This window comes from Acetobacter aceti NBRC 14818, assembly GCF_000193495.2.
GTDB lineage: Bacteria > Pseudomonadota > Alphaproteobacteria > Acetobacterales > Acetobacteraceae > Acetobacter > Acetobacter aceti.
Genome location: NZ_AP023410.1, coordinates 3,497,613 through 3,514,313 on the forward strand (window position 1 = coordinate 3,497,613; position 16,701 = coordinate 3,514,313).

General features: G+C 57.9%; 15 protein-coding genes and 1 riboswitch. Of the genes, 9 read left to right on the forward strand and 6 right to left on the reverse strand.

The features are described 5' to 3' along the window. Positions 1–47 precede the first annotated feature (47 nt). The 4 genes from EMQ_RS16025 (at position 48) to EMQ_RS16040 (ending at position 5,705) form a co-directional block, all read left to right on the forward strand. Positions 48–1,436: a dipeptidase gene (locus tag EMQ_RS16025; RefSeq protein WP_010666333.1), complete on the forward strand. Its 1,389-nt coding sequence runs from the start codon at positions 48–50 to the stop codon at positions 1,434–1,436. Beyond that, positions 1,403–2,431 (forward strand): 4-hydroxythreonine-4-phosphate dehydrogenase PdxA, encoded by a 1,029-nt coding sequence (pdxA, locus tag EMQ_RS16030; RefSeq protein ID WP_010666334.1) that lies wholly within the window; start codon positions 1,403–1,405, stop codon positions 2,429–2,431. Before EMQ_RS16025 ends, pdxA begins: the two co-directional genes overlap by 34 nt. Then, on the forward strand, positions 2,428–3,159 hold the full coding sequence (locus EMQ_RS16035; protein WP_010666335.1) for a pyridoxine 5'-phosphate synthase: 732 nt from the start codon (positions 2,428–2,430) through the stop codon (positions 3,157–3,159). The genes pdxA and EMQ_RS16035 overlap by 4 nt, the downstream gene beginning before the upstream one ends. A gap of 81 nt (positions 3,160–3,240) precedes the next feature. Further along, positions 3,241–3,476: riboswitch (cobalamin riboswitch) on the forward strand. A gap of 105 nt (positions 3,477–3,581) precedes the next feature. After that, positions 3,582–5,705, forward strand: coding sequence for a TonB-dependent receptor plug domain-containing protein (locus EMQ_RS16040; RefSeq protein WP_010666336.1), 2,124 nt, complete (start codon positions 3,582–3,584; stop codon positions 5,703–5,705). Between the two features lie 54 nt (positions 5,706–5,759). Here the strand turns inward: EMQ_RS16040 and EMQ_RS16045 are convergent, their stop codons facing one another. Beyond that, positions 5,760–8,324, reverse strand: coding sequence for a TonB-dependent receptor plug domain-containing protein (locus EMQ_RS16045; protein ID WP_010666337.1), 2,565 nt, complete (start codon positions 8,322–8,324; stop codon positions 5,760–5,762). 440 nt (positions 8,325–8,764) lie between these two features. Here EMQ_RS16045 and EMQ_RS16050 point away from each other — a divergent pair, with 440 nt between their 5' ends. The 3 genes from EMQ_RS16050 (at position 8,765) to EMQ_RS16060 (ending at position 11,110) form a co-directional block, all read left to right on the forward strand. Continuing rightward, positions 8,765–9,616 (forward strand): 23S rRNA (adenine(2030)-N(6))-methyltransferase RlmJ, encoded by an 852-nt coding sequence (locus tag EMQ_RS16050; protein WP_026199952.1) that lies wholly within the window; start codon positions 8,765–8,767, stop codon positions 9,614–9,616. Continuing rightward, entirely contained in the window at positions 9,613–10,581 is a 969-nt protein-coding gene (locus tag EMQ_RS16055; protein WP_010668789.1) for an NAD(P)H-dependent glycerol-3-phosphate dehydrogenase, read from the forward strand. Before EMQ_RS16050 ends, EMQ_RS16055 begins: the two co-directional genes overlap by 4 nt. 94 nt (positions 10,582–10,675) lie before the next feature. Beyond that, positions 10,676–11,110, forward strand: a complete 435-nt coding sequence (locus tag EMQ_RS16060; RefSeq protein WP_018307699.1) for a hypothetical protein — start codon at positions 10,676–10,678, stop codon at positions 11,108–11,110. A 12-nt stretch (positions 11,111–11,122) separates the two neighbouring features. Here the strand turns inward: EMQ_RS16060 and EMQ_RS16065 are convergent, their stop codons facing one another. The 5 genes from EMQ_RS16065 to EMQ_RS16085 form a co-directional block, all read right to left on the reverse strand. After that, the gene (locus tag EMQ_RS16065; protein ID WP_010667390.1) at positions 11,123–11,713 is read right to left on the reverse strand and encodes an IMPACT family protein; all 591 of its coding nucleotides are present in this window, start codon (positions 11,711–11,713) and stop codon (positions 11,123–11,125) included. A 6-nt stretch (positions 11,714–11,719) separates the two neighbouring features. Next, on the reverse strand, positions 11,720–12,274 hold the full coding sequence (gene rsmD, locus EMQ_RS16070; RefSeq protein ID WP_010667389.1) for a 16S rRNA (guanine(966)-N(2))-methyltransferase RsmD: 555 nt from the start codon (positions 12,272–12,274) through the stop codon (positions 11,720–11,722). Next, positions 12,274–13,050, reverse strand: coding sequence for a pseudouridine synthase (locus EMQ_RS16075; protein WP_010667388.1), 777 nt, complete (start codon positions 13,048–13,050; stop codon positions 12,274–12,276). The genes rsmD and EMQ_RS16075 overlap by 1 nt, the downstream gene beginning before the upstream one ends. After that, complete coding sequence (locus tag EMQ_RS16080) at positions 13,044–13,799, reverse strand: gamma-glutamyl-gamma-aminobutyrate hydrolase family protein (protein WP_010667387.1); 756 nt, start codon at positions 13,797–13,799, stop codon at positions 13,044–13,046. The genes EMQ_RS16075 and EMQ_RS16080 overlap by 7 nt, the downstream gene beginning before the upstream one ends. A gap of 71 nt (positions 13,800–13,870) precedes the next feature. Beyond that, entirely contained in the window at positions 13,871–14,011 is a 141-nt protein-coding gene (locus EMQ_RS16085; protein ID WP_010667386.1) for a hypothetical protein, read from the reverse strand. 279 nt (positions 14,012–14,290) lie between these two features. Between EMQ_RS16085 and EMQ_RS16090 the strand changes: the two genes are divergently transcribed. Together EMQ_RS16090 and EMQ_RS16095 are read left to right on the forward strand one after the other, a co-directional pair. Continuing rightward, a complete protein-coding gene (locus tag EMQ_RS16090) occupies positions 14,291–14,725 on the forward strand; it encodes a nucleoside deaminase (RefSeq protein ID WP_010667385.1) in 435 nt (144 codons plus the stop codon). Positions 14,726–15,018: 293 nt separating this feature from the next. Next, the gene (locus EMQ_RS16095; protein ID WP_081617521.1) at positions 15,019–16,566 is read left to right on the forward strand and encodes a trypsin-like peptidase domain-containing protein; all 1,548 of its coding nucleotides are present in this window, start codon (positions 15,019–15,021) and stop codon (positions 16,564–16,566) included. Positions 16,567–16,701: the final 135 nt, after the last annotated feature.

A 16,701-nucleotide genomic window follows, 5' to 3' on the forward strand; every position in this document is an offset into this window, starting at 1 on the left:
ATGCTTCAGCCTCAGTGAGAAGAGGCGGATCAGACAGGAAGCACTCAATGCCCGCACCGATGGACGCTCTGCAAAAGGTCGATGACAATCTGGAAGCAGGGCTGACGCGTCTTTTCGCGCTCCTGCGTATTCCGAGCATCTCGACGCAGACGTCTCACGCGAAAGACTGCCGTGCCGCAGCCGAGTGGCTGAAAGCAGAGCTGTCTTCGTTGGGCTTTGCCACCACCATCCATGAAACACCCGGTCACCCTATTGTCGTGGCGCGCCGCGAAGGGCCAGCAGGCGCGCCGCACGTTTTGTTTTACGGACATTACGATGTGCAGCCGGTCGATCCGGTCTCGCTCTGGAAGAGTGATCCTTTCGATCCGCAGCTTGTGACCAATCCCGATGGGACAAAAGAAATTCGCGCTCGTGGAGCCGCAGATGACAAGGGACAAGTGATGACCTTTGTCGAAGCCTGCCGTGCCCTGATTGAAAGCAATGGGGAATTGCCCGTCGGGGTGACGATTGTGATTGAAGGCGAGGAAGAGTCGGGAGGTGAAAACCTTCTGCCTTTCCTCAAGGCGCACAGCGAAGAACTGAAGGCCGATCTTGCCCTGATCTGCGACACCGGCATGCTGGACGCAAAAACACCCGCCATCACCACGATGTTGCGCGGCATGGTCGGTGAGGAAGTCACGATCATTGCTGCGGATCGTGACCTTCATTCGGGCATGTTCGGAAACGCCGCCCGCAACCCGATTCAGGTGCTCTGCGACATCATCTCTGCCTTGCGCGACGGCGCGACAGGCCGGATTACGCTGAACGGTTTTTACGATGGTGTGCCGGAGCTTCCGGACAGCGTGCGCGAGCAATGGCGCGAGATCGGTCCGACAGATGAAGACAGTCTCGGCGCTGTCGGGCTCCGTTGGCCAGCGGGCGAGCAGGGATATTCCGCGCTGGAACAGACATGGTGCCGGCCTAGCTGTGAAATCAACGGGATTTCCGGAGGCTATGAGGAGGATGGTTTCAAGACTGTTCTGCCTGCCCGTGCGATGGCCAAGATTTCCTTTCGCCTTGTGGGCGAGCAGGATCCCGAAGCCATTCGTGCCAGTTTCCGTGCACACGTCAGGGCGCGAGTGCCGTCTGACTGCACGGTCGAATTCAAGCCGCACGGAGGTTCCCGCGCCAGTGTCGTGCCCTCTGACATGCTGCAACTTGCCAGCGCATTGACTGCGCTCACCGAGGAATGGGGGACGCAGGCCACTGTCATCGGTTGCGGTGGGTCGATCCCCGTTGTTGGTGAAGTCAAGGAAGCGCTTGGTCTTGATACGCTTCTGATCGGCTTTGGTCTGGATGACGACCGCATCCATTCCCCGAACGAGAAATACAGCCTGACATCTTTTCACAAAGGCACCCGTTCATGGGTGCGCGTTCTGATGGCGCTCGCACAATGACCCGCCTGCCTCTCGCTCTGACAATGGGCGATCCCGCCGGTATCGGCCCCGAGATCACTGCCGGGGCCTGGCGAGCCTTGCGGGAGGGGGGGACAGTTTTCGCATGGCTTGGTGATCCGGCATGTCTGCCTGCTTCACTGCCTGTGAAAGAGATAGAAACCATTGAGCAGGCGGCATCTGTTTTCAGCAATGCTCTTCCGGTTCTCCCACTCAGTCTGTCCGCTCCGGTCCGAGCTGGCGTGCCTGATTCAGCCAACGCCCAGACGGTGATCGACAGCATTGCCCGCGCTGTTGGACTGGCGAAAGCGGGTGTGGCAGGCGGCGTTATCACCAACCCCATCAGCAAGGCCGTGCTGCGGCGTGGCGGCTTTCCTCATCCCGGTCACACGGAATTTCTTGCCGAGCTCTGCCACGTTCCGGGCCGTGAAGTCATGATGTTGGCCAGCCCCATGCTGCGTGTGGTGCCGGTGACAATCCATGTTTCTCTGCGGGAAGCGCTCGATACGCTGAGTGAAGACATGATTGTCGAGACCGGCCTGACGACTGCCCTTGCCCTGAAACAGGATTTTGGTTTTGACCGGCCGCGTCTTGCTGTTGCGGGATTGAACCCTCATGCCGGGGAGGACGGGATGATGGGACGGGAAGAGATCGACATGATTATCCCGGCAATCGAACGTCTTCGTGCGAAAGGCATTGATGTTACGGGACCGATGCCGCCCGACACGATGTTCACTGAAAGCGCCCGGCAGAAATATGACGCTGCTCTCTGCATGTATCACGATCAGGCGCTGATCCCCATCAAGACGCTCGATATGGCGCATGGGGTGAATGTCACGCTCGGGCTCCCCATTGTCCGCACGTCGCCGGATCATGGCACGGCGTTCGATATTGCAGGGAAAGAGATTGCCGAAGCGACCAGTCTTGTCGCGGCGCTGCGTCTCGCCAGTGTTCTGTCTGAAAATCGTCTGAACCACAAAGAAGGATTGCCCTCATGACCCAGCGTCAGCGCCTTGGTGTGAATATCGATCATGTCGCCACCATTCGCAATGCGCGTGGGGGCACGCATCCTGACCCGGTCGAAGCTGCTCTGCTCGCCGTGAAAGCGGGTGCGGACGGGATTACCGCGCATCTGCGGGAAGACAGGCGGCATATTCGTGATGAGGATCTGATCCGCCTCAGCAATACCCTGCGTGCGCCGCTGAACATGGAAATGGCGGCGACGGAAGAAATGGTGGCGCTTGCCTGCAAACTGAAACCGAATGCCTGCTGTATCGTGCCGGAACGTCGGGAGGAAGTGACCACTGAGGGCGGTCTGGATGTCGCTGGTCAGATGGAAACTCTTTCTCCGATGATCAGAAAACTTCGGGAAAGCGGCATTCGGGTTTCCCTGTTTGTCGATCCCGATCCGGAGCAGATTGCGGCTTCCGCCGCCGTGGGTGCTGCCGTGGTTGAATTGCATACTGGTGCTTATGCGCACGGGAAGGACGGAGAACTGGCTCGACTAAAAGCTGCGGCGAGGCAGGCGGCGGGTCTGGAGCTGGAAGTGCATGCGGGACACGGTCTCAGCTTCGGCAATGTCGCGCCGGTGGCGGCCATTCCGGAAATCGTTGAGCTGAATATCGGACATTTCCTGATTGGACAGGCAATTTTTGATGGTCTACCAGCCGTGGTGCAGGAAATGCGTCGGCTCATGGACGCGGCCCGCGCCAATCTGAGCGTCTGACGGCATCCAGAACTGTGACGTGTGTGCCACAGTCTGTGTCCCGATCTCACAGCCGTGATTGACTCGTCGTAAACGGCCTGTAAACCACGTCCCCATGATGGTTCCCATATGGTGCGTGCAGGTCACGTCCACGGGATGAAAAGGGAACCGGGTGCGGTGGTTCATTCACCTATGCCCGGACTGCCCCCGCAACTGTAAGCGGTCAGGATGTCCATCCGGCGTTCACGCCGGCCCACTGGAGGGTTTGTCTCCGGGAAGGGAGTGTCATCCTTGTCACAGCCGCAAGTCAGGAGACCTGCCATCATACCGGATGTTGCGGACGAGACGTGTCGGACGGGGTGATCTGACAGGTTGGCAAGGCTACGTGAAAGCGTGGACGACCTTTTGCTCGTGGCAACGCAGACAACCACGAGCCAACCACAATGCCCTTTCGCGCCCTCCTGTTAACCGGTGCCTCGTTTTTTTCCACGCTTCTGGTCACGGCAACAGCGCAAGCTGCTGAGACCGTTGTAAACACGAAGAAAACCGCTGTCCCTCCAGTCGTCCGGAATGCTGACGTCCCGACAGTCCGCGCCATCCTCTCTGAACACACCGATACCTGGCCTGAAACCATTACTGTGAGCGCCGCCCGTCGACCGATCAAGGCGGATGAAATCGGCACGGCCATGACCATCATTACCGAGCAGCAGATTCAGACCCAGCAACGGCGCACCCTGTCAGATACGCTCGCACGGCAACCGGGCCTGAATGTGGTCCGTACCGGAGGCATGGGCGGCACGACAGCCATCTACATGCGCGGCACCAATTCCAACGAGGTGAAGGTTCGCCTCGACGGAATGGACGTGAATGACGGCAGCAGCGCGTCCGGCGCGTTTGATCCGGCACAGTTCATGGCGGACGGGATGGGACGGATCGAGATTCTGCGCGGTCCGCAGAGTGGTCTTTATGGCGCGGACGCCATGGCGGGCGTGATCGACATGACTACGGCGAAAGGGCAGGGGCGCATCAAGCCTTTCGTGCGCGTGGAAGGTGGCTCCTACGGCACGTTCAATCAGGCTTTTGGCGCCCGTGGGAGCCTTGATCGCTTCCACTATAATTTCGAACTGTCGCACTACAGACAGGTCGGTTTCCACGCGATCCCGCGGTATATCGAACGTTATATCAGCAGCTTTTCGAACGTGACGAAAGAGCAGCGCGAACGCGGAAATACCTACGATAACCGTAGCGCGAATGTCCGTATGGACTATGATGTGACGGATAATTTCGATCTCGGTCTCACATCGCGTCTCATGCAGAGCAATTACCGTTCGTATGGTTCTTACGATATGATGGATGAAGCCTATGGCGACGCCCAGCATGAACGTGAGCGGACAATCCAGAATGAGGCGATTGTCCGTGGCACGGCGCATCTGCGCTCATGGGGGGGATTGTTCGATCAGGTGATCGGGCTTGGTTACATGACCAACTGGCGGAATTTTGCCTATACCGGCACGGGTGAAGATGGAGGTGCACGTCTCTATGACCCGAACTACTATCGTTCATCCCGTCTGAAGATTGACTGGCACGGCACGCTGGATCTCAAGAAATACGGCTCACTGCTTGTGGGAGCTGAACATTTCCACGAGACTTATTACAGCAACCAGAGCGACAGCACGGGAACGAATGATGCGCCTTACAGTGCCCGCGCCAACATGGATACAACAGCAGGCTACGGTCAGTATCAGGGCAACTGGAATCAGATCCTCTACGGTGCGGCCAACGTCCGTTATGATTCAAACTCGCGCTACGGGCATTATGTGACATGGCGTGTGGCGCCCGCCATCCACATTCCCGGCACCGGGACTGTCATCAAGGCGAGTGCGGGTAGCGGTTTCCACGGCCCATCGCTCTATCAGCTTTTTGGAAAGTTGAACGGCAGCTATTACAACTATCAGGGAAATCAGAAGCTGAGGGCTGAACGTCTGATCGGTTACGATGTGACTGTTGAGCAGAAGCTGGCACATGATCGAGTGCATTTTGGCGCGACCTGGTATGAAAACCATGTGCGTAACCTGATCCAGTCCTCAATGACCTATTCCAATTACAGCACGACATATTCCTATGCGAACGTGGATCGCGCCCGCATGTTCGGTGTCGAAGCATTCCTGAACTGGAAAGCTCTGGACAATCTCGAATTCAATCTCAACTACACCTGGACGCACGCACGCGACGCGACGGATGACCAGCCGCTCCAGCGTCGCCCGCAGCATAAGTTCAACTTCAACACGACATGGAAGCCGATCAAGGATCTCACCCTGTCCGGCAATATTCTCTATGTCAGCGGCTGGCGCGATTATCCGGTCTACGCGGCGAGTGGCAGCTATTGCGAGATATGTGCCAAGGGGCATGGATATTTCACCATTGACGTAGCGGCGAACTACCAGATCAACCGTTTCCTGTCGGTCTTTGCCCGGGCTGATAATCTGCTGAACCGTCAGTTCGAGAACCCGGTCGGTTATCTACAGCAGGGACGCGCCGGTTACGGTGGATTTACGCTGAGCTACTGAAGCATTTTCCTAAATACATGTCACACAGGCTGTTTTCCTGTGTGACATGCGTCTTCAGAGCGACAGATCAGCGCGCAGATAATAAAAGCCGCCATTCATGCCAAGCTGTGATGTGCTCATGTAATATTGCGGCACACCGAGATAGCGATTGCCGTCAGGCACGCGGCTTGGGCGTTTGTCGAAGAGATTGTTGCCGCCAATTGTGAACGAGAGCTTCGGCATGACGTGATAGGTCACTTCGAGATTTGTCACGAATTTCGGCGAGTTTCGGAAGGGCAGAAAATCCGTGCTCGAAAGCGCGCTGGAGTTCGTAGCCCCTGTGTAATAGGTCAGTTCCGACGTCGTCTGGCCCCAGCGGATTTCATGGAGACCGATAGTCAGCTTGCCGTCACCACTGTTATACCGACCTCCCCAGATCATCTTGCTGCGTGGATAGCCTGTGGTGATGTAGGCGATGGACTGCGCTGTCAGGAGGTTATTCCCCTGTGCATCGGTGCCCTGATGGGTCAGGCGCGTGCGGTTGAGGTTGATGCCGACATCCCAGTCAATACGGCCGTAATCGCCCAGACTGGTCGGATAGGTGGCCGTGATGTCGAGGCCCTGCGTGCGCGTGCTGGCGACGTTGGCAAACCAGTGGGTGGAAAGGGAGGCTGAACTCCAGCTTGCGGCTTCGGAGGGTAACTGGAAGCCGTTGGCGTTGAGCGCGGAAATGGCCTGATCACCATAGACGTTCCCGCCCGGCAGGATCTGGTCACGCAGATTGATCTGATAGACGTCCGCTGTGATGTGAAGTTTCTTGACGGGTTCAATGATGATGCCACCCGTCGCGCTGGTTGAACGCTCCGGCTTGAGGGATGTGGCTCCATTTGCCAGAGCGCCCGGTGAGTTCGCACCGATGATGCCGCGTGCGGCTGTCGGAGAGAGCGCGACGGAGCTGTAATATTCCTGAGCAAGCGTCGGGGCGTGGAAACCGTTCGAAATGGTGCCACGGAAACCAAGCCAGGGGAGTGGGTCGTAACGGAGCGCCGCCTTGCCGGTCTCGGTGTCGGAGACATCCGTATAATGCTCGTAACGGCCCGCCAGATCGAGTTGCAGATTTTTGGCCAGATGCGTAGCCACGTCGATATAACCACCGACGACATCACGGCTGAAATGGCCTGCATTCTGGTAGGTGGTGCCGGAGAGGGCGTCCGACCCGGAGCCGTAAGTTGAAGCGACTGATCCGGTGCCGATGGCGTAACTTTCATAGCGATAGGTTGCGCCGCCTGCCACGTTGATAGCGTGGGGCCAGCCGTCAATGTGAAAAGACTTGCTCAGATCGAACGTATTGCTCCACATCTCGTTGTTGTAGCCCTGTACCATAAAAGCAGTCGGCGTCTGTCCCGTGGCTGCTGCCAGAGAGTAGTTGGCCGAGTTTTTCAGCCCGATATCGTTGTAGTCACGGCCATAGACGGACGAGAGATCCCAGTGCCAGTGATCGACGTCACCTTTCAGGCCCGCTGTAACTTCCCAGTCATTTTCTTCAAGTGTTTCCAGCGGTGAGTAGCCGTTGGGATAAATCGCTGCATAAGCAGGATATTTCGCCAGAGAGGAGGCTGTCCGGTAGTTCTGGTAACTCTCGGCATGACGATGCGCGTATGTGGCGACGGCATAGGCTTCGATGAAGTCGGTCAGGTGGTAGCCAGCGGTGATGGAGACGCTTTCGCGGGTCTGTTCGGGTTGGCCAAGAAGTTTGTTGATCTTGGACTGCGTGCGCAGGTCATCGGCGCTCCGATAGGTATGATCCTGATGCAGGAAATCGCCACTGACATGCACATAACCGCGTGATCCGAGTTGCGCGCCGCCATCAAGGTAAATGCCCTGCTGGAACCCGTCACCGGAGGCTGTGATCCCCGATATGGAGCGGGCGTGAAAACCGTGATCGGTTTTCTTCAGAATGATGTTGACCACACCTGCGACGGCATCAGAACCATACTGGGCCGAGGCACCGTCTCGCAGAATTTCAACATGATCGATGGCGGCCATCGGGATCATGTCGATATCGACGGGTGTCGCACCCTGTTGAGGGCCGGGGTCAGCATAAATATTGGCTGTGGTGTGGCGGCGTTTTCCGTCAACGAGCACGAGCGTTTCGTTGGGACTCAAACCGCGAAGACTGAAGGAGTCCGTCAGTGCGCCGCTGTCGAACCCACCCGTCGGCATGGTCAGAGACGGCACAAGCTGGGTGAGGGCCTCTCTCAGATCCGGCATGCCGGTTTCGGCAAGCTGTCGGGAGGTGACAATATCGATGGGCGAGACACTGTCGCGGGCCTTTTTTCCCGTCTCACGTGTGCCGGTCACGATGACCGTCTCACCGCTGTCAGCTGCCTTTACTGCGGTGATTGGGGCTTTCTGTGACGGCGCTGAGAGAGCCGCAGACTGCCTGTTGCTTGCGAGAGGATGAGTGGCGGACGGTTTCCGTTTTGTCGTTTTGGTTGTGACCGTTGAGGACGAAGCGGAGGGCGCTGCATTCGCCTGAGTTGAGGCTGCGTCTGTCAGGATGAACGTGCTGGCAAGCAATCCCATGGTTTTGAAATTGAAATGCAAAAATCCATAGGGTCGTTTCAGGTCAAAAGTCATGACAGATATTCCGCAGGTGATTTCGCCTATTCGATATGCGTATAGATCAAAAAGCAACAAACTACATTTAACTATCGTAAAATGTATAATTTAATGTTGCATGATTGCAACGCCATTGTGTCTGGACGTGACCGTTATGGGAGAGGGAGACAGTGTATGTCGCCGCTATAATAAATGCTTATGAGAGCTGTATATTTTTCGAGACGGTAAGAAGAACCGCTTTTTGTGAGATGAAATCTGGTGATCAGAAAACCAGAAAACGTTCTCTTGTGACAACAATTTATAAAACTGTATCCACAAGAGAACTATTGTTGTGGGATTTAAGCCACAGGCAGTCTTGCGTAGAGCGTTCCATGCCGGTTTCTGTGTGGCGATCTGATACGTCAATGAACTGTGCAGGGCGTGTTTCAGCGTAGGTCATCGACTGCTATAGCGTCGGGATGAACTACCGCCACGTCTACCACGCAGGCAACTTTGCCGACTGTATGAAACACGCGCTGCTGACAACCCTGCTGCGTGCTCTCAGTCGCAAGAATACGCTGTTTTCCGTCCTCGATACCCATGCGGGGATCGGCCTGTATGATCTTTCCAGCCCACAGGCGGAAGCAACAGGAGAGTGGCGGGAAGGAATTGGTCGTCTGCTTGACCTGCCCTCCGACACACCGGACCTCGAACCACTGAAAGACTGGCTCGCACTCGTGCGGCAGGTGATGAAGGAATATGCCGGGAAGATGGTCTATCCCGGTTCGCCGGAGATTGTCCTGCGTGCGCTACGCCCCGGCGATTCACTGGTCTGCTGTGAACTGCATCCGGAAGACCAGCGGGCGTTGCGACGTCTGTTCCACAATAACCCTGCGGTCTCAGTGCATCACCGCGATGCGTATGAAGCCGTGACGGCCCTGTTGCCGCCCAAGACCGCCAAACGGGGGCTGGTGCTGATTGATCCGCCTTTCGAGGAGCGGTCCGAGTTCACTGATCTCGTCAAGGCTGTGACGACAGCGCGCCAGCGTTTCCCGACAGGCATTGTGGCGGTCTGGTATCCAATCAAACATCGTTCTCCGCCGAGAGCGTTTTTCCATGCGTTGCAGGATGCCGGGCACAGAAATCTGCTGAATCTGGAACTGAGCATTCGCCCGCCGCTCGATCCCGGACTGTTGAACGGCTGTGGTCTGCTGATCGCCAATCCTCCCTTCAAATTTGATGAGGAAGGCGCTGCCATTCTCTCCACGCTGTGCAAGTATCTCGGGGATGGAAACACGGAATCCCTGGTGGAGTGGATTGTGCCGGAATGAAGCGGATTGCAGTCATCGGGGCAGGATCATGGGGCATCGCGCTGGCGCTGCAGGCGGCACGCGCCGGGGCTATGGTACAGTTGTGGGCGCGCAATCCGGCGACAAGGTTGCCGAATGGCGCCATGCCCCGTCTTGCGGACCATCCGCTCCCTGAATCCATTACCGTGACAGACAGTCTGGTGATGGATGCGGATATGGTCCTGTCCGTTGTTCCGATGAAGTATTTCGCTGCCATCCTGAAGGATGTGCAAACGACAGCGCCGGTCGTTCTGTGCTGCAAGGGTGTGGAGCCGGACAGCCTCCGTTTCCCACTCGATATTCTGAAAGACACTCGTCCCGATCTGAACGGTGCGATCCTCTCAGGGCCGAACTTCGCACACGAAGTAGCGGACGGTCTTCCCGCTGCCGCCGTGATCGCCGCCGCACAGCCGGGACTGGCCCGTTCTTTGGCCGATCTGCTCGGAACGCCGCGTTTCAGGCTTTATGACAGCACGGATATTGCCGGGGTTCAGCTTGGCGGAGCGGCCAAGAACGTCATCGCCATTGCGGCGGGCGCCACTATCGGGGCCGGACTTGGTGAAAACGCCCGTGCGGCGCTTGTGACCCGTGGGTTAGCCGAAATCAGCCGTCTGGCAGAAGCGCTGGGTGGACAGGCGGTTACGATGGCAGGGTTGGCTGGTGTGGGGGATCTGCTGCTGACCTGCACCGGAGGATCGTCCCGCAATTATCGGGTCGGGCTGGCGCTGGGGCAGGGAAGCACGCTGGAAGAAACTTCCGCAGCGCTCGGCGGAGGCGTGGCTGAAGGGGTTGCGACTGCCGGGGCGCTCGCTGCGCTTGCGCGTCGGAAAGGTGTCTCGGTGCCGATCATTGATTCTGTCACTGATCTTGTTGAAGGCCGGGCTGATCTGGAAACCGTCATGACTTGTCTGCTGACGCGGCCCGCAGGGCCGGAAGCGCATTTCTGACGAGCCTGTGACGGCATTAAAATTTTTTACAAACGCTTTCTGGTTTCCTTGATGGTAGCACTGGAAGAAATCTGAGCCTGCAAAGGAGGAAACCTTGAAACGATCGCGTTACTGGCTGTTCCTGCCTGTCCTCGCTGTCTCTGGCTGCATGTCCGCCCAACAGGAAATCACCCAGAAGGAAGACCATTTGGCTGCGGCAGGGTTTATTCTGAAACCGGCCAACACGCCTGAGCGGGCGGCGATGCTGACTCGTCTCCCAGCTCACCGTTTTCTGCGGCGGGACAAGGGTGATCTCGTCACTTATGTCTATGCTGACCCGACTGTGTGCGACTGCCTTTATGTCGGCTCACAGCAGGCTTATGCGACATACCGCGCCAATCAACAGGCGCAGTATCTGGCGGACGAAAACCGTATGACCGCCGAATCTTACGAAGATTCCTCATGGAATTGGGGAATGTGGGGACCTTGGGGAGGTGGTCCGGGCTATGGCTATGGTCCGGGTTGGTGGGGGCCGGGAATGGGCTGGTAAGCGACCAGTCCGTTAGTCCTCTTTCTCTGTCGCCATGATCCGTCCGCTGGTCATGTCGGCCAGCCGGTGGGTGACATCCTCAACCTGCTGAACCGGCACAGCCACAACATAGGCAGCGCCCGTCGCATCGAACTCCTCGCTTTCGACGACAGCATCCAGAGCGGGCAGGCGTGAACCGACGAGAGCAAGATCGCTGAACGAGCAGTGGAATTTCAGCCGGGTGCGTTCGATCACCTCGACACGTTCCGCCAGCCGTAGACACTCCGCCGCCGTTCCGCCATAGGCCCGGACCAGCCCTCCCGCGCCAAGTTTGACGCCGCCGAACCAGCGCGTGACGACCACGACAACCTTGTCCAGTCCTTGCGCCTCGATCACTTGCAAAATGGGGCGTCCTGCCGTGCCGCCCGGCTCGCCTGCGTCATCGCTGCGATAGCGCGAGCCGATCTTCCACGCCCAGCAATTGTGGGTAGCGTCGGGGTAGGAGACGTCGCGGATAAAGGCCATAGCAGCCTCTTCGGTCTCGACCGGAAGAGCCATTGCTAGAAAACGGCTTTTCTTGATTTCCTTCTCGAAATCCGCCCGTCCGACCAGCGTCTCGACCATTCCCAATCAGCCCTGTCGCCACACCCACAGGCGTGCGGCACCATGCGCCCGTTCGGCCAGAATCTCCGCACCTTCAACCGGCATCGGTTCGTCACGTCCGGTTTCCGTGACGATCAAAGCACCCGGTGCGATCCAGCCTGCGGATGTGAGAGCCGTGAGCGCCTGAGCGGGCAGGGACTGACCATAAGGCGGGTCCAGAAACACCAGATTGCAGGGTGTTGTGGCCCGAGGTGGTTTCAGGACCGTCGAAGCCTGAATGCGGCTCACGTCCTGCATCTGACAATCGCGCACGTTTGTCCGCAAGGCAGCCAGAGCTGGACGATCCACTTCAAAGAACGTGCAGAAAGCGGCTCCCCGTGACAGCGCTTCCAGACCGAGCGCTCCTGTCCCGGCAAAGCCATCCAGCACATGAGCACCCTCAACGCAGTCCCTGCCACCCCATGGGGCATGAAGCAGCATGTCGAACAGAGCCTGCCTCACGCGGTCAGCCGTGGGGCGGGTCGCCTTGCCGTCCGGTGCTGTCAGAGTCCGCCCGCGTCGTATCCCGGCGATGATCCGCATCAGCCGCGCCGCTTGGTGTCGATCTCCACATCGCGTGGAATCTGTGCCTTCATGACACGCGCAGGCACTTCCTCCAGTTCTCCCGGCTTGAGTTCACCAAGAGGGAACGGGCCGTAGGACGTGCGCAACAGACGACTGACATGAAGATTCATGGCCGACATTACGCGACGGATCTCGCGGTTCTTACCTTCTCGCAGGGAGACGGTCAGCCACGCATTGTCACCCTTGCGGGAGTCGAGCGAGGCTTCGATCGGGCCGTATTTCACGCCCTCAATGGAGCAGCCTTTGGCCAGTCCTGCGAGTTCACGTTCGTTCACCACCCCAAACACCCGCACGCGATAGCGCCGCAGCCAGCCGTTTGAAGGCAGTTCCAGACGGCGGGCCAGTGCGCCGTCATTGGTCAGCAGCAGCAGGCCTTCACTGTTCAGGTCAAGTCGTCCCACACTGACGACGCGCGGCATGCCTTCAGGCAGCGTCTCAAAGACTGTCTTGCGGCCTTCCGGATCACGGTGCGTTGTCACCAGCCCGTCCGGCTTGTGGTAGCGCCACAGACGGGTGTGCTGTGGTCCCTCAACAATGTTGCCATTAACGGCTACGACATCTGTGGGGGTCACGAATGTCGCCGGATGTTCCACCACAACGCCGTTCAGTTTGATGCGGCGTTCGGCGATCATGCGTTCGATATCGCGGCGGCTGGCCACGCCACTCCGGGCCAGCCATTTTGCGATACGATCGCCGCGTGCTTCTGTCGTGTGTTCGTTACTGTCGTCTACCATACACCGTCTCCCGACACTGTTGCGTTCTGTGCGGCCTCAACAAAGGCCGTAAATAACGCGAGATCTCCTGGATCTATAAGAAATTCCGGATGCCATTGCACCCCGACACAGAAACGTGCCGATGGGTCTTCTATTGCTTCGATGATGCCATCTTCTGCCCGAGCGGACACCCGACCACGACCCGGATCACGGACGGCCTGATGATGCGAGGAATTCACCGCCATCGTGCCACGCCCGACAATTTTCCCAAGTAGGGAATAAGGTTCGATGGTGACGATATGTCCGGCCTGATCGCGTGGATTCGGCTGCTCATGGGGGAGGGCATCAGGCTGTTCGGTCGCAATGTCCTGAATCAGTGAACCATCCAGCGCTGCGGCCAGAAGCTGCATGCCACCGCAGATACCGAGCACTGGTATATCCCGCTCCATGGCCGCTTCCAGAAGCGCCATTTCCGATGCGGTGCGACCCGGCTTCAGCGTGGTTGTGGCTTCACTCCGGTCTTCGCCATAAAGCGCAGGATCAATGTCAAATGCACCACCGGTGACGATCAACCCGTCCAGACGATCGAGAATCTTGCTGGTCAGACAGGGTGCGTAGGGGAGCGCTACAGGCAGGCCGCCTGCCTTGATGACGGCGCCCATATAGTTTGCACGGAGAGCGTACCACGGAAACGCGGAATACTGCCCTTGGCCGCCCGGTTCCTGATCGAGAGTGACCCCGATAAGGGGCATGGGAGCGAATGAATCCATGTCGCTCCCATTAGAGGAAACGCCCGCTGACGTATATGGCGGTCAGCCTTATACGTCAGGGGCTGCTGAAATCAGAACTGTGACCTGTCGCTGTGGTGATGAGCACGATCAACCTTGACGGGCACAGGTTCCTGTTTTGAATGAATATGATCTGATGCTGCAAAAGCCAGGCCGATGGTGGCGGCGGCAAGAACCAGTGTCAAACTCTGCATGACCTTTCCCCCTTCCACGCTTGCCGATGCCAGTGCGACATCGGTAGCCAGTGATAATCCAGTCCGGCATCCCCAAATTCCATCGTGATCACGATGGAGAATTGTTACAGGCCGTGATACGCACTGTGACAGAGAGAAAGTTAAGGAATCAAGCTAAAAACGTGGTCTCTGACATTTTTTCGCCACAAAAAATTCCCGGTTGGGTCTCTGGTATTGAAACAGAACGTGAAGAAGACCTCACACTTAAGATATTCCGGCGGAATTCAGCCCTGTTTCGGTATGGATCTGGCGCTGGCCGAAGCCCGTTCCGCCGCCCGGCGCGGGGAAGTGCCGGTGGGTGCCGTCATTCTGTCGGCAACAGGTCTTCCGCTGTCTGTCGCCGGAAATGAAGTTGAGGCGCGGCACGATCCGTCAGCTCATGCCGAAATGCTCGCCATGCGAAAGGCGGCTCAGGTCATTGGCTCGACACGACTGGATGATTGCACGCTTGTTGTCACGCTGGAGCCTTGCCCGATGTGTGCGGCGGCGGCGGTGCATTTCCGTGTGAAGCGAATCATTTTCGGCGCGTATGACCCGAAAGGCGGTGGGGTCGATCATGGACCGCGTGTCATTGATCACCCAACCTGCCTGCGTCACCCGGAAATTATCGGTGGTGTGCGAGAGAGAGAGAGCAGCCTGCTCCTGAAAGATTTTTTCAGGCAGCTGCGTGGCTGAGATCAGTGTAACTTTCAGACCCCGACGTTCCGGGATGACCAAACATTAATACTTGTTCGTAACGGATCATTGTGCCCGGGGCGACCGGGTTTTCCGGGAATTTATCCCACTTTCCGGTGCAATCGCGCCCGCGGGAAGTAACGGACGTTTCATCTGGCCGTATGGATGACGTTTGGTGATCTGCGGCAATTTCCCTTTTGTATCAAGGAGACGGATTGCTCTTGCGAGCATCTCCGACCATCATCGCTCGGGGTCGCAAGACGACCCGGTTCAAGGGATTTATCGGAAAAGACATGCCAGTAAAGAATTCGTCGATCCGCCAGACCCGCAAGCGTTTCATGACGACAGCCGCCGTCATGGCGGGTCTCGGAACCATCGCGCTTGCATCACCTCTCGTTCCTGATCTGATTCCATCGGCTCTCGCCGACGCTCCCGGTCCCATCCAGCCGACCAGTCCAAACCGGACCATCCCCGATTTTGTGATGCTGGTGAAACAGGTGAAACCTGCTGTCGTGTCCATCACAGCCATGATCCGTCCGGATGCTGGCGAGGGCGAAGAGCAGGGCATGCAGCAGTCGCCTTTTCCCTTTCCTTTTCCGTTCCAGATGATGCCGCAGCAGCGTCAGACGGTGGAAGCGCGCGGCTCGGGCTTCATCCTTTCCGCTGACGGTTATGTCGTGACCAACAATCATGTGGTCAAAGGAGCGACAAAGGTCACGGCCACGCTTGATGACGGCACCACCCTTCAGGCCCGCGTGATCGGTCGTGATCCGAAAACCGATATCGCGCTGCTCAAGCTGAACAGCACCAGAAAGCTGCCGTTCATCGAGCTTGGTGAGTCCGATGATGTGCAACCGGGCGAATGGGTCATCGCCGTGGGTAACCCTTACGGGCTGGGCGGCACCGTCACGGCGGGTATCGTTTCCGCACTGGGACGCGATATCGGTGATGGACCGTACGACAATTTCTTCCAGGTCGATGCGCCGATCAATCGCGGCAACTCGGGCGGCCCGCTCATCACGCAGGATGGCAAGGTTGTTGGCGTGAACACCGCCATCTTCTCGCCATCAGGTGGGTCAATCGGCATTGGTTTCGCCATTCCTTCCGATACCGTGAAAACGGTGGTGTCGCAGCTTCAGAAGACCGGCCATGTGACGCGCGGTTATCTCGGGGTTGAGGCGCAGGTCATTTCGCAGTCCATGGCGAGCGCGCTGAACCTGACACCGGCCAGCCCGGGTGCGCCGCCTGCCGGTGCGCTTGTCGCCAACATCACCCCCGACAGTCCTGCCGCCAAGGCAGGCGTGAAAGCAGGCGATGTGATCGTCAAGCTGAACGGCAAAACGGTTGAGACGCCGCATGCCCTCGCCGTGAAGGTTGCGGCCATCACGCCGGGAACAGACGCAACGCTCACGGTGCTGAGGAATGGTGTGTCGAAAGATCTCACTGTTCATATCGTGAATCAGTCCACTGCCAACAGTGCTTCTTCTGCTGGTGCGGGGGCGCATGGTGAGAAGATCGGCGTGAGCCTGCAACCGCTGACCAGCGATATCCGCCAGCAGCTTGGGCTCGATCATTCCGTGCATGGCGTGGTGGTGTCGGATGTGCAGCCCGGCTCCCCTGCCGATCAGGCTGGTCTTCGTCCCGGTGATCTGATTCAGGCAGTCGGAGAACAGGCGGTGGAAACGCCATCCGCGACCGTTTCCGCTGTCTCGGCAGCCTTGAAGGCGCGTCACGCCGTCATGCTGCGGATTCTACGCGATGGTCAGTCGCTGTTTGTCGCTGTTTCTCTGGATGGAAACTCTGACAACAACGCCCCGTCCTCTGACGACGACGGTCAGTAAAATATAGCGGGTCTTCCCTTCTGTTTGAGGAGGGAAGGCTGGTTTTCAAAGTGGTGGGCGCATAGAGCTTTTCTGTGCGCCCATTTTTTTTTACACACCGGGATCAAAGGGACTCTGTCTCTTTGTAGGGTTCGG